The organism is Mycoplasma anserisalpingitidis, assembly GCF_007859615.1.
GTDB classification, from domain to species: Bacteria; Bacillota_I; Bacilli_A; order Mycoplasmatales; family Metamycoplasmataceae; genus Mycoplasmopsis; species Mycoplasmopsis anserisalpingitidis.
In genome coordinates this window covers 844213-857436 of sequence record NZ_CP042295.1, presented here as the reverse complement: position 1 = coordinate 857436, position 13224 = coordinate 844213, and the positions used below count along the sequence as shown (strand labels likewise).

Below are 13224 nucleotides of genomic sequence, written 5' to 3'. Positions count from 1 at the left end.
TATTTCTCCTATTTTTTTATGTCTTTTCATTTATATGGGAATTCTTTTGGTGTGCTTCTCAATTTAGTTATTTCAACAATAAAGTTGTGTTTTTCGGTATTTTTAATTTCTAATTTCTTAACATTAATGTTATATTTAAGTTTTTTTAAAATATCTTCAGCATTTTCTATTTCAGATGAGTAATTTTGTCCTTTGATCAAAGACATATTTCCGTTTATTTTTAATAAATGGAATGAACTCATAAGCATACTTCTAACATCAGCCACAGCTCTGGCAACTATTAAATCGAAAATATTTTTTTCTAAAACTTCTTCTGAACGGGTTCTAATAACTTTAACTCTATCTTTAATATTAAACATTGTTATAACTTCATTTAAAAAATTAACTCTTTTTTGAATGGGTTCGTAAATTGTTAGTTTATTTTTACTATTTAATAAAACAAAAGGAATTGATGGAAAACCTACTCCAGCACCAATATCTAAAATTTCAATATTTTCTTGATTTTTACAAACTTCTTCCATGTACATCAGAGATTCATAAATTCCTTCTCCTCACAATTTATCGTCGTAAAAACCAGTTAAATTCATTACTTTGTTCTTTTCTTCTATAAAATTAACATATTTTTCAAGTGAAGAAAAATCATAATTATTGTTTTTACAATAATTAATAACAATTTCTTTATTTGTCATTATATTTTTTTAATATTCCTTTTGAATTTTGTGTATAAATCTGAAATACTTTTTCCTTCGATCGATGATTCAATAACACCAGCCAAAAATTCACCTAAACTTACAATTTCAAGTTTTGTGTATTTTTTAGCTAATTCATAGTTATCAATTGAGTCAGTAATAATAACTTTTTCAACATTAGGATTTTGTTCAAAAGCATCAAAACCTTTAGAAAAAATTCCATGACTAGCCATAACAATAATTTTTTTAGCTCCGTTTTCTTTTAATGCGTCAACGGCTTTTAATATTGTTCCACCTGTGTCTATAATATCATCAATAATAACTGCATTTTGATCTTCTATGTTTCCAATAAGACCCATGACCTCAGTTTGATTTACACCAGTTCTTCTTTTATCAATAATACTAATTCTTACTGTGTTAGCAATCAACTCAGCCAACTTTCTTGCTCTAACAGTTCCACCATGGTCTGGAGATACAACTGTAAATTTCTCATTTCTAGCTACTAAAGCTTTGGCCAAAGGATATTGTCCTCTTAAATCGTCGATTGGAATATCAAAAAATCCTTGAATTGAAGGGTTGTGTAAGTCAACACAAATTAATTTTGTTGCACCTGCTTTTTGTAAAAAGTCTGCAACTAATTTAGCTCCAATAGGTTGTCTTCCTGCAGCTTTTCTATCTTGTCTTGCATAACCATAATAACTTAAACAAACAGTAATTGATCTAGCACTAGCTCTTTTTAAAGAATCTAAAAATAAAGATAATTCCATGATGTTGTCATTAACAGGTCTAGAAGTGTTTGCAATAATGTAAACATCTTTTCCTCTTACTGTTTCATCAGCAACCATCATTATTTCACCATCAGCGTAAACTGTTTTGGTAATTCCTGTTAAAGGAATATTTAAAATTTCAGATACTTTATTTGCTAAAGTCTTAGACTTATCGAGACCAAAAAGCATCACATCTTTCTTTTTCATTTTCTCCACCTTTTTTATAATTTTTACTTAATTATAATATAAAAAAATCTAAAGGTTTGATTTGTTGATCTTTTTTTAATAAAAAAAGAATGTTTAACACATTCTAATTTTGAAACTCTGTTAAATATTGATATAGCTTTACAATTTCCTCTAAATCTAGTTGCTGAATTCTAATATTTTCATCAATGTTTAATTTTTCATATGCTTTTTTTATTGCATTTGTTGAAAATTTATTTGTTAAAGAATAAGTTAATTTTTTTCTTCTTGCTAAAAAACAAAGTTTAAAGAATTCTTTTAATTCAGAGTAGTTTTTCATATTCTTCTTAAACTTTAATGAAATTATTGCTGAATCAACTTTTGGAGCTGGGTTAAATGAATTTGCTTTTACAATAAATTCTAATTTACAATCAGCTAAATATTGACAAGTTAGTGAAAGTTTTGAATAATCAGGTGAATTTTTTTTAGCAATAATTCTTTGAGCAACTTCTTTTTGAACCATCAAAATAGCACTATTAAAGTTTTCTACTTGATCAAAAATTTTAAAAAGTATATCGGTTGTAATGTAGTATGGAATGTTAGCAATAACATCGTAATTTTTATATTTTTGTAAATCAGCCTCAAGAAAATCCATTTGGTTAAGTGTGAAATTATCATCATGGATTTCCTTTTTTAAAATTTCAACCATGTCCGGATCAATTTCAAAACAATCTAGTTTATTTGCTTCTTTAACAAGTATTTTTGTTAGTGCTCCACGGCCTGGACCTATTTCAATAATATTTTTATTTTTTGGTTGTGAAACATCAATTATTTTTTTAATAATATTTTGATCAATTAAAAAATTTTGACCAAACTTCTTTTTAGCATATACTTCTTTTTTCATTACTTAATATTAAACAACTCTCTTAAGTTTTTATTAACAATTGATACAAATTTATCCATACCCATTTCTAATAAACCACCAATATAATAAGACACAAATAAAACTTTATTTGGTTCATTTTTTTCATCAACATACGGGTGTGGTCTTAAGTATGGACTATCAGTTTCAACTAAAATTCTATTCAATGGAACAATTTTTATTACATTTCTAGCATTCTGATTTGAAGCAAAAGTTACAGTTCCACTAAAACTAAAATATGCATCTAATTCTTTAAATTTTTCGGCTCATTCAACAGTTCCGCTATAGGTATGTAACATAAATTTAACTTTGTATTTTTTCATTAGATCATAAACGTCTTGATAAGCCTGATCGCAATCTTCTTTATCTCTGATATGGATTACAACTGGCAAATTAAATTTTTTAGCTAATTTTAATTGTCCTTCCATGCTTTTTATTTGATTTTCACGAGTTGGACCATCTTCGTAATAATAATCCAAACCGATTTCACCAATAGCTTTAATAGAATCATTAATTAATGATTCAACTCTTAAATAATCGTTCTCATCTTTTCCATCTTCAGGATGAATACCGATGGCTGGTACTAAAATATTTAACTGTTTGTATCTTTCGATCAACTTTAATATCTGTAAATTTTCTTTTTCGTGTCCACCATTAACAACTAAAAATTCAATATTATTTGATATCGCTTGTTCAATAATCATATCGATGTGTTCTAATAAATATGAACTATTTGTTAAGTGACAATGTGCATCTACAAATTTACTTCTTTTTTTACTCATGTGTTTATTATAATAAAAAAATATTTTTATGTAATTTATTGCTTATTTAATTTAAAATATAAATGTTATAAATTATATTAAGGAGAAAAATGAATAAAAATAGTTTAAAAAATGATTTTTTCAATCATATAAATCAAGAATGACTTGAAAAAACACAAATCCCTTCAGATAGACCTTCTATTTCTGGTTTTGGAGAATTAGATTTAGCCATCGAAAAATTAATTATTGATTTAACATTGGGTTTTGCTGATGGTTCAAAAGAAATGCCTGATAACAAATACATTAAAGAATATATAAAATTATTTAGAAAATTTTACAACGTTGATCAAAGAGCACAAGATTCATATAAACCAGCACATAAAATTTTATCTAAAATCGAAGAGTTAAAATCATTTGATGAATTAAATAAAAAATTCATTGAGTTTCAAAGAGATTTCACTTACTTACCTGTTGATTTTGGTGTTGCCGAAGACATGAAAAACAGTAAAATAAATGTCTTGTGAGCTGAAACTCCTGGACTAATTCTTCCAGATAAAACTGATTATGAAGATGTGGAAAATAGAGATAAAAAATTAAATGCATGAAAATCAATGGTTAAAAAATTGTTGATTAAATATGGAAAAACTGAAGAAGAAAGTGAAAAACTTTTATACGATGCAATTAAATTTGATTCATTATTAGTTGAATCTTCGAAAAACAGTGTTGAAATGGCACAATATACAAAACTTTACAACCCATTAAATCAAGAAGAAATTAAAAAATACTTTATTGGTTTTGATTTAATTAAATATGCTTCAGAATTAGTTGAAAACAAACCTATCGATAAAGTAATTTTTCCTAACGAAAAAATTTTTTCAGTATTTAAAGATATTTTTAACGAAAATAACTTTAAATACTATAAATCAGCTTTATTTATCTTTAACTTGTTAAAAGTTGCGCCATATTTAGATGAAGAATCAAGAATCATTTCTGGAGAATTTAGTAGATTTTTAAGTGGAACAAAAGAAGCAAAATCTTTACTTAAATATTCTGTAAATTCAGCCCTAGCTTATTATTCAATTCCTTTTGGTATTTACTATGCTAAAACATATTTTGGTGAAGAAAATAAAAAGGAAGTGGAAAAAATGATCGAAGAAATGATTCAAGTTTACAAAGAGAGACTTGAATCAAATAGTTGACTTGAAAGAAAAACAATTGAAAAAGCTTTAGAAAAATTAAGCAAAATTGAATATATGGTTGCTTATCCTGAAGAACTTCAACCTGTTTATGATCATTTATTTATCGATGAAAATAAATCTCTTGTTGAAAATATTTTTGAATTAAATGCAGTTAGAAATAAATTCTCATTTAAAAAATATTTAGAAGAAACAAATCCAAAATATTGAAGTATGTCGCCTGCAACAGTTAACGCATATTACAACCCAATGAAGAATCACATTGTTTTCCCTGCTGCTATTCTTTCATACCCATTCTACTCACCAAAAAACAGTTCAGCCGCTAATTTTGGTGGAATCGGTGCTGTTATAGCTCATGAAATATCTCATGCTTTTGATAACAATGGTTCACAATTCGATTCAGATGGTAATTTAAATAATTGATGAACAGAAAATGATTTAGCAAAATTTAATAAAAAAATCGAACATATTATTAGATTATTCGATGGAAGAGAAGTTATCAGTGAACAAAAGTGTAACGGTACTTTAACAGCTTCAGAAAATATTGCTGACTGTGGTGGTTTCCAATGTGCTTATGAAGCCGCAAGCAGAAGAAGTGATTTTAATAGAAGAGATTTCTTTGAATCATGAGCAAGAATTTGAAGATTTAAATCAAGCGACGAATACATCAAACTTCTTTTAAGTGTAGACGTTCACGCTCCAGCTAAATTAAGAGCTAATGTTCATTTAATGAATTCAGCAGAATTCCAAGAAGAATTTGATATTACAGAAAATGACAAAATGTATCTTCCTAAAGAAGAAATGCTAGAAATTTGATAATTAAAGTGCGTTATTGCACTTTTTTTAATATAAAAATGCAAAATTAATTGCATTTATCTTATTCTAAAACCTTTTATTAAAAGGTTTTTCATCTTTGTGTTAACTTTGATTTCTTTTTCTCTTTCTTCAACAACTTTATTAATGTAATAATTATAATCACCAATAATAATTAAATTTTTACGAGCTCTTGAAACAGCTGTATAAATTAGTTTTTTATTTAACATAAAATCATAAGCAGGATTAAATGGGAAAATCACACATTCAGATTCACTACCTTGAAATTTATGAATAGTTATAGCATAAGCAAGATTGATTTGAGATTTAAAAACACTTTCGTTATATGTGACTTTTTTAACTTCACCATCTAATGAATTAAATTCAACGGTAATTTTCTTTCCATATTTTGAATCTTCACCGTTTTTTTTAGTTCCTTTTTCTACTTTGGTTATATAGCCGATATCACCATTAAAAACGTTATCTTCATATCTATTTTCAGTCTGGATTACCTTATCACCAATTCTAAATTCTATTTTCGTTTGAAGACTTGTTGTTTGTGTAACAACCTTACCTTTAGGATTTATTTTAGTTTGAATTAAATTATTTATTTCATTGATACCAAATTCTGTTTTATATGTTGGTATTAAAATAACAACATTATCTATTGAAAATTCTTTTACTTTTTTAACATACTGTTCAACAACTTTTTGATTAAAATCTTCGCTATCAGATTCTATTATTTTTACCACTTCTTGATCAAATAATGGGTTTTTATTTGAATTAATAATTGTATTAAAATGTTCAGGAATTTCTTTGTATTCACTTCTATGATTAAGATTTAAAAAACAAGTTGTTATTACTTTAGAGTCAATAAAATCTTTTAATAAATTACCACAAGAAATTGATGGAAGTTGGTTTATATCACCAATTAAAATAATCTTCTTTAAATTTTTTGAGTTATATAACAATTTATAAAATATTTTTTGGTTTACCATTGAGAATTCATCAATAATTAAAATTTCTTTTTGATTTAAATCATCGATATTTGCCGAAATATCAGCGTCATCTTCATCGATCTTTAAGTAGCTATGAATTGTTTTACACTTAACCTTAGCTTTTAAACTAACATTTGATGCAGCTCTACCTGTTGGTGCTAAAACAACAACTTTATTCTCATCTGTTAATTTATTATGTTTTAAATTCTCTATAATTTTTGCAATTAAAAATGTTTTTCCTGTTCCTGGTGCACCAGAAATGATTGTTATATTACTATCTCATACATTTGCAAAAGCTTTCTTTTGGGATTCGTCTAGTTCATTTAAATATTGATTATTAACTTCAATTTTTAATAATTCCGAACTGTTTATTTTGCTTATTATTTCACTAATAGATTCTTCTTCATCTTTGGTTGAAGTTAGAGAAATATAAATTTTTGAATCGATTTGTTCAACTAAAAAATATTTTTTATTTATTCCGTAATCTAAGGCGTCATTAAAAACCGGAATATCAAACGAAGCGTAATTTTTACTTCTTTTATAAATTCTTTCTAACTCATAAAAAGTATCATTATTTCTTTGTTGTTCATAAATTATCAATGAATAAATGTAAGCACAAACTCTTTCTAAATCAAGATTAATCAATTCATCAGAACTTTTTATTTCTAAAAGTCTGACTAATTCATCTAATTTCACAATAGGAATAGGATAATCATAAACTAATTTATAGGGGTTTATTTTTACAAATTCATCTTTTAATATTGCGTTTGGGTTGTGAAAAATTTTTTCTTTAATGTAATCAGTTAATGCACTCAATCCATTTTCTTCAAATATTTTTTCTTCGTTTAATAATTCTAAATTTGATTTCAGTAAATCATAAATTCCTGAAAAATTATTTCTTAAATCACTAATTAGTACTGGATTTTCTTCTTGAAATAAAGTAAATAAATTTTCAGCATAAGTGTCTTTTAAATGTTTAATTGTTATTTTATTTACATTATTATCTGCTAAAAAATTATAAATCTCATAAGATTCATTTAGTATTTTTTCAAACTTAATAAGGGTATATCTACCTTCATATTTTTGGTTTTTTTCAACTCAAATCGAATATGTTTTATTAAGCTCTGGAATGTTTTTTGTACAGTAAATTGTATAATTATCAGCTACTTTTCCATCTACAAAAGATTTAAAAGTTAAAAGAGCATAATTTCCTCCTTCATGCTTGATTATATACTTGATAAATTTACCTGTCAAATTAATCATAATTTTTTATTTTAAACTATTTTGTAAATAAAGTTATTATTTTCAATTTTTAGTAAAATTTAGTTATGTATAAATCAAAATTGAATATTAAAAACACACAAAAAGCTATTGAATTACTAAAATTTACTTTCACTAAAGAATTGCATAAAAATCTAAATTTGACAAGAGTTTCAGCTCCATTATTTGTATTTTCAAACAATAAAATTAATGATGGTTTAAATGGTGAAAAACCAGTAATTTTTAAAGCTAAAACAATAGACCAAGATATAGAAATTGTTCATTCATTAGCAAAATGAAAAAGAATGGCTCTTAAAAAATATAATTTCGATACTTATGAAGGTATTTGAACGGATATGAATGCTATTCGTAGAGAAGAAGATTTGGATAATAAACATTCATTATACGTAGACCAATGAGATTGAGAAATGATAATCAATGAATCGGATAGAAATTTAGAATTTTTATTTAATATCGTAAGAAAAATTTATAAATCTATATTACACACAGAAAGAAAACTTAACATTGAATATGTTGAATTAAAAGAAAAGTTGCCTAAAAGTGTTAAATTCATTTCTTCGACTGAACTTTACAATTTATATCCTAATTTAACACCCGAAGAAAGAGAAAGAGCAATTGTTAAATTACATGGTGCTGTTTTTGTATATGGTATTGGTGATAAATTAGAAGATGGTTTAGAACATTCAAAAAGAGCTTTTGATTATGATGATTGAACATTAAATGGGGATTTATTGTTTTATGACAAAATAAATGATGACTGCATAGAAATTAGTTCTATGGGGATAAGAGTTGATAAAAAATCATTATTAAATCAAAAACACAAATTAAATAAATCTGATGAATTTATGAAAGAGTATCATCAAATGATTTTGAACAATCAACTTCCTTTCACTATCGGAGGAGGAATCGGACAAAGCCGTTTATCAATGTTTTTATTAGAGAAAAAACATATTGCAGAAGTTCAAGTATCATTATGAGATGAACAAAACAATGACTTCTTTGACAAAAATAATATTGAATTTCTATAATTATAAATATAAATGAAACAAATTAGAAGAGATTAATAAACTAGGACACAAGTCCTAGTCCTTGATTATACTTTCAAGTGCAAACATATTTGTGTTTGTGCTTTTTAATTTAAATCAGTTTAAAATAAAAAAGAGAACTAATCAAAACTAAACACCGTTTCTCTTTTAACCCTTAAATTTAAAATGAATTCATATGAATTATGCATAATTAAACCAGGAGAGTGATTAATTATGCAAATCAACTACAAGCATATAAATTTGTTAATCGAGATTATAGTAGTTATAGTTCAGAACCATTTGCTAATAGTATGCGTAATGAAGCATATTCACTAATTAACGAAATTAATGACTATTCTAATAAAGCGTTAAAAACTTTAGATGAAGCAAAAAGTGATTATGAAAAAGCAATAAAAACTAAAAATATTGATGAATAGTATGCGTAATGAAGCATATTCACTAATTAACGAAATTAATGACTATTCTAATAAAGCGTTAAAAACTTTAGATGAAGCAAAAAGTGATTATGAAAAAGCAATAAAAACTAAAAATATTGATGATTTTAGTACCATTAATATTGAAAGTTTTCCAATTAAAAACAAAACTTTTACTAAACTAATTGAAGCATTAAATAATAGAGATTATGAAGCACTTTTCAATAAAAACCTTGAAAATTGAATAAATTACAACAATGAAGTAGCTAAATATAAACAAGCTATGGATGAAAATGCTGAATTACAAGCAAAAATTCAAGCTGCTAATAATCAAATCGATACCTTAAACAGTGAATTAAATACTGCTAAAGAAAATATAACTAATTTAGAAAGTTTAATTCAAAATAATTTTAATGATACTTTAATTCACACTAAGGAACTTTTAAGCAATTTAATTTCTAGTTTAGAACAAGAAAATTTAGATGAATTAAATGAAGTAGCACAAAATTTACACACTCAATTAGATATTTTAAATCAATTAATAAGTGAAAGTATTGATAGTGAAAATGTAAGTGAAAATCAGAATAAACTTTATAGTGCAATTGATTCAATACAAAATATTATTGAAACTTACAAAAATATTCGTGTTTTACCACTAGAAGCAATGGTAATTAATTTAGCACAAAAAATTAGTGAATTAAATACTGAAATTGATGAGTTAACAAATCAGTTAAATACCGTAAATTCTGAATTAAGTAGTTTAAGTTTAGAAAACAGTGAAAATAAAGAGAGAATTAATGAATTAACTTTAACGAAGCAAACTTTAGAACAAAATTTAAGTTTAAAAACTGCTGAATTAGAAACTAAAACTAATGAATTTAAAACTGAAGAAGCAAATTATCAAAAACAAATAGCAGAAAAAGACTTAAGAATTAAAGATTTAGAAAGACAACTTAGAGAACAAGGTGGTTCGAATAGTCAATTAGAAGCAGAAATTGAAAGTTTAAAAAGAGATAAAACAGTTTAAGTTCACAAGTAAGTAGTTTAAACAGTCAATTAAGAACTGTAAAAAATGAAAGAGATAGGTTAAAGAGTGAATTAGCTAGTGCGAATAGTACAATCGCTCAAAAGGAAGCAAAAATAATAAAACTTGAAAAAGATATTGAAGATTTAAAAAGACAATTGGAAGATACACCAAATCCTGTTCAACCTATTCCACCTGCTCCGCTTCCAAGTCCAGTTAATAGTAATAAAAGTGTAATAATTGGATATGATTTACTTACTGAAGAGTATCCAAAATATACTCTTACTAATGAAGCATCTACACTTATTAATAGCTGAAAATATAATGAAACACATTCTTTAGAAACTAGATTAGTTCCACAATGATTTAAATATAATGGAACAGGAGCAACACTAGGAAATATCTATACAAGTGATTCTGGTAAAGTATCTAATAAATTCATTTTAAGAAACGGTATCAAAGAAAAAGTTAGAATACCAGAAAGTGCTAAAAGTGCAAAAATGAAATTACTAATTAATGGACATCAAAAGGAAATTAATTTAACTAAAGGAAGTAGTGGTTGAATGGGAAGTACTACACTAGGTGCAAGGTCAAGTGCAAATTTTGATTTGAATTGAACTTCGATTACTAAAACACCAAATGGAAGTCATGCTAATGGATATGGAATAACTTATATTGATACTTACACTAAAGAAAATCAAAAATGAAACTGAAGAATTGAAAGTCAATATTTAAGTTTTGATATTCCTTTTACATTTTCATCAAAATCATTAGAAGCTACTAACAAATGAACTATGGAAAGTAAAAATGTTTCAAAACCGTCTAATTACAATACTACAATAACAGGAAATTTAGATATTTTTAAAGGAATGAACATAATAACAATTTTAGAAATTAGCTGAGAAGAATAACACCTTAGGGTGTTTTTTCTTGCTTATCTTATCTTTATATAAATTTTATATATAAAATTTATATAAAAGTAATATTATGATATAATTTAATTATGAAAAAGTGATTAAAAATTTTAACTTTAATTTCTCTAGCTAGTAGTTTAAGTGCTACTGGTTGCTTTAATACAACTCAAGCAGTAAAACAAAAAGATAAAGATTTTGATGAAAAAGCTGAAGTTATTGATTTAAGAAACAAATACATAAACTTTAATGATGCTTTATATCTTAATACTAAATTAAATGAGTTAAGTTTTGTTAAACGCTTTAACAGTGAAGTTAGCGAATTTATTAATAATCAAATTTTTAATATTGAAAAAATCAATCAAATTAATTCTTTATATAAAAGTGCATTGGAAGAATGCTTTAATTACTTAAAAGAAAACTTTATTGAAAAATTAAACTGAATAGATAGTGAAATAGTTAAGAATAATCTAATAAAAAATATTAGTTTAGAATACCGAAATTTAAGAGTTATTATTCATCATTTCATTACATTAAATACCTTAAATGAGAATGCTAAAAATAAGTTAACAACATTAACTAATACAGTTAATAAAATTAAAGAATTAAAATTATCCGCTAATGTAGAAATTGATTATGAAAAATTAATGAACAATAATTTTGTAGTTAATGAAAGAGAAATAAAAAATATTGAATATGATTTTATCACTAAAACAATTAAAAATTACATCGAATATTTTAGTAAAGGTAATTTCTTTCCTTTAATTGTTGAAAGATTAACATACTTTAAAAATCATTTTGATTTTGGACTTAAAGAACATACTATGCAATGATTTATTACTAAGGATAAAAAATTCACTTTAAGTCCGGGTAATGCTGAAAATATTGAATGAAGATTACCATATATGCGTGATAATAGATACGGACTTATTAAACTAAATAGCGAATATATTATTAGTTGACTAAAAAATTATGATGAGTGATTGTGAGTAATTAATGATGAAGAAAAAATCGGTGAAATTAATTTAGAAAATGTTAAAGCATTTAATCACTATAAAGACTTTAAAAATGAATTTATTGCTAATGAGTTTAAAGATTATGAAAACTTTAATATTAATGTAATTGATTGAAAATATCCTTATCCTAATTATGATACTGATTATGATGAAAATATTTCAAAAGCGATGTTTAATTATGTTTCAGAAATTTATGGAAACAATTGAGAAGAACACAATTCACAAACTCATAAATATTGAATTACTCAAAACTATAAATTACCTATTAATTTCGATTTTGATCTATTTTGAAATTATGGTCATATTAATACAAGAGGAACTATATCTCGTCCTATAACTTATGAATTATTAACCGAACAACCTAACTATTTTTCAGATTTACAACAAAATTCACTTTCAGATTTGAAAGTAAAAAATGAATTCATTTATAAAGAAAGTGTTAATAACCTTTTTGATTATCCAACTACTAGTAAATTAATAAAAAATGATTATGATTATATCAATTCAGAAAATTATGAAAATATCAAAATAACAAGAAATCAATTTATTAATTGACGAAAAAATTGAGAACAATTATTAAGTAAATTTATCACTAAAAATTGAAATCAAAAACAAATTATTTTAGCACTATCTTTTTATATAACAAGTAATGTTATGTATATGTATAAAAATGCAAAACATAGAAGTTTTAATACTGACGGTAATGATTTTTATAATCCTGCTTCACTTTTTGAAACTGATAGAACGCTTCAATGCTATGGATATTCTCAAAATCTCTCACTAGCACTTACTTTACTCAATATTCCTGTAAGAATAATTACAGGTTATATATTTAGCGATACACAAAATCCATTAGTAAGCAGCGGGGGACACGCTTGAAATGAAGTATTTATTGATAATAAATGAGTAAGTGTAGATTTAACTTTTGCAGACTACCAAGAAAGCTGAAGTAATTTTAATAGTGAGTTAAATTTAGAAGAGATATTTCTGAACAGAGATAGTGGAAGTCGTACTATGTTTAGATTAGATTTTTTAAGCTATATCACAACAATTATTAAATATCTAAATAAGGATGAAAATGGTAATTATGTGCACAATTATATTGAATTACCAACTCATTATAGCAGTGAGCCTGAAAATGAACTTAAATGAGAAAATATGCTTCCACTTTTAAGAGAGCAATACAAGCAAGTAATAGAATAAG

At 25.1% G+C, this 13224-nt stretch carries 11 protein-coding genes; 6 read left to right on the top strand and 5 right to left on the bottom strand.

The features are described 5' to 3' along the window. Positions 1-8: 8 nt before the first annotated feature. The 4 genes from rsmG to FRW55_RS03525 form a co-directional block, all read right to left on the bottom strand. Positions 9-689 (bottom strand): 16S rRNA (guanine(527)-N(7))-methyltransferase RsmG, encoded by a 681-nt coding sequence (gene rsmG, locus FRW55_RS03540; RefSeq protein ID WP_146368752.1) that lies wholly within the window; start codon positions 687-689, stop codon positions 9-11. Next, positions 689-1663, bottom strand: a complete 975-nt coding sequence (locus tag FRW55_RS03535; protein WP_146368751.1) for a ribose-phosphate pyrophosphokinase — start codon at positions 1661-1663, stop codon at positions 689-691. Before FRW55_RS03535 ends, rsmG begins: the two co-directional genes overlap by 1 nt. A 103-nt stretch (positions 1664-1766) precedes the next feature. Next, entirely contained in the window at positions 1767-2543 is a 777-nt protein-coding gene (gene rsmA / locus FRW55_RS03530; RefSeq protein ID WP_146368750.1) for a 16S rRNA (adenine(1518)-N(6)/adenine(1519)-N(6))-dimethyltransferase RsmA, read from the bottom strand. Then, the gene (locus FRW55_RS03525) at positions 2543-3343 is read right to left on the bottom strand and encodes a TatD family hydrolase (protein ID WP_146368749.1); all 801 of its coding nucleotides are present in this window, start codon (positions 3341-3343) and stop codon (positions 2543-2545) included. Before FRW55_RS03525 ends, rsmA begins: the two co-directional genes overlap by 1 nt. An 89-nt stretch (positions 3344-3432) precedes the next feature. Here FRW55_RS03525 and FRW55_RS03520 point away from each other — a divergent pair, with 89 nt between their 5' ends. After that, complete coding sequence (locus tag FRW55_RS03520; protein ID WP_146368748.1) at positions 3433-5337, top strand: M13-type metalloendopeptidase; 1905 nt, start codon at positions 3433-3435, stop codon at positions 5335-5337. 53 nt (positions 5338-5390) lie between these two features. Here FRW55_RS03520 and FRW55_RS03515 read toward each other — a convergent pair whose 3' ends face one another. After that, complete coding sequence (locus FRW55_RS03515) at positions 5391-7592, bottom strand: ATP-dependent DNA helicase (RefSeq protein WP_146368747.1); 2202 nt, start codon at positions 7590-7592, stop codon at positions 5391-5393. 65 nt (positions 7593-7657) lie between these two features. Between FRW55_RS03515 and asnA the strand changes: the two genes are divergently transcribed. The 5 genes from asnA to FRW55_RS03490 all read left to right on the top strand — a co-directional run bounded on the left by asnA (position 7658) and on the right by FRW55_RS03490 (position 13223). Continuing rightward, the gene (gene asnA / locus FRW55_RS03510) at positions 7658-8638 is read left to right on the top strand and encodes an aspartate--ammonia ligase (RefSeq protein ID WP_146368746.1); all 981 of its coding nucleotides are present in this window, start codon (positions 7658-7660) and stop codon (positions 8636-8638) included. A 221-nt stretch (positions 8639-8859) separates the two neighbouring features. Beyond that, positions 8860-9072 (top strand): hypothetical protein, encoded by a 213-nt coding sequence (locus tag FRW55_RS03505; RefSeq protein ID WP_146368745.1) that lies wholly within the window; start codon positions 8860-8862, stop codon positions 9070-9072. After that, on the top strand, positions 9065-10096 hold the full coding sequence (locus FRW55_RS03500) for a coiled-coil domain-containing protein (RefSeq protein ID WP_146368744.1): 1032 nt from the start codon (positions 9065-9067) through the stop codon (positions 10094-10096). Before FRW55_RS03505 ends, FRW55_RS03500 begins: the two co-directional genes overlap by 8 nt. A gap of 155 nt (positions 10097-10251) precedes the next feature. Beyond that, entirely contained in the window at positions 10252-11004 is a 753-nt protein-coding gene (locus FRW55_RS03495; RefSeq protein ID WP_146368743.1) for a hypothetical protein, read from the top strand. Positions 11005-11096: 92 nt separating this feature from the next. Beyond that, a complete protein-coding gene (locus tag FRW55_RS03490) occupies positions 11097-13223 on the top strand; it encodes a transglutaminase domain-containing protein (protein WP_146368742.1) in 2127 nt (708 codons plus the stop codon). The last annotated feature ends 1 nt before the right edge of the window (position 13224 follow it).